The 1000-nt window shown below is 61.8% G+C and carries 1 protein-coding gene; it reads right to left on the bottom strand.

Translation table 11 applies throughout. The features are described from left to right. The coding region (locus JJB11_RS25850; protein WP_201178221.1) for an IS481 family transposase at nucleotides 1–914 on the bottom strand (914 nt) is incomplete at its 3' end. Between the last annotated feature and the right edge of the window lie 86 nt (nucleotides 915–1000).

Raw genomic sequence — 1000 nt, 5'->3', positions numbered from 1 at the left:
CGGATCCGAGACATGGGCGGCCTGTGATTAAGAGCGGAGTGTGGTCGCAGCCAGTTGTAGCGGTCAATGAAGGGCTGCAAAGCGGCTTCGCGTTCGGCTGAGCTCTCGTAGGGTCGTACATAGGCCCACTCTCGCAGACTCGTTTGCACGAACCTCTCGGCCTTTCCGTTGGTCTTGGGCGTGTAGGGGCGGGTTCGCACGTGGCGGATGCCCAGGGCTTCGCAAGCGAGCCTGTAGGTTTTCTTGTAGCCCGTGCCGTTATCGGTCATGACGCGATCGATCTGCACGCCCAAGCGGTTGTAGTACGCAACTGCCTGGCGCAGGAACTCAACGCAGCTCAGCGCGGTTTCATCGGGTTTGATCTGCGCGAACGACACTCGGGAATGGTCATCAATGGCCAAGTGCACCGCGTCCCAGCCGATGCCGATGTTGCGGTTCTTGGTCCGGTCGCCGGTGATGCGGTGGCCTACGCCATTGATGCGCCCGAGTCGCTTTGTATCGATGTGCAGAAGCTCCCCAGGCGCTGCACGCTCATAACGACAGATCGGCTGCACGGGCTCCAGTGACTTCAGCCTGGAGAGCCCCGCGCGGGCCATGTGGCGGCTCACGGTGGCCAAGCTGCGTCCGCACTCCTGGGCAATGCGCCAGAGCGGAATGCGATTTCGACGCCGTTGCTCGAAATCCGCGACCTCCGCAGCCAAACACGCCGAGGGGCTGCGATGCGGGCGCGAGCTGCGGTCCTCAAGACCGGCAATCCCTTCGGCATCAAAGCGGGCCAGCCACTTGAAGGCAGTGCGCCTGCTCACCCCCGCAGCATCTGCTGCCGCCCCGACAGTCCAGCACTGCAGCCGAACCCTGTTGACCAACAGGCCTCGACCAATCGGAGTCAATGCTGCATTCTTGGGTCTGTTCATCCGTCCTCTCCCGAGATGGTTGGCTGGGCTTGGTAACCACAGCTTCCCAAATCAGGGACGGATGAACAACCTATTGAGACATCACA

Origin of the sequence: Ramlibacter ginsenosidimutans (assembly GCF_016654015.1) — a bacterium.
Lineage (GTDB): Bacteria > Pseudomonadota > Gammaproteobacteria > Burkholderiales > Burkholderiaceae_C > Ramlibacter > Ramlibacter ginsenosidimutans.
Note: the sequence above shows the minus strand (reverse complement) of the source record. Positions and strands in the feature narration are given on the sequence as shown.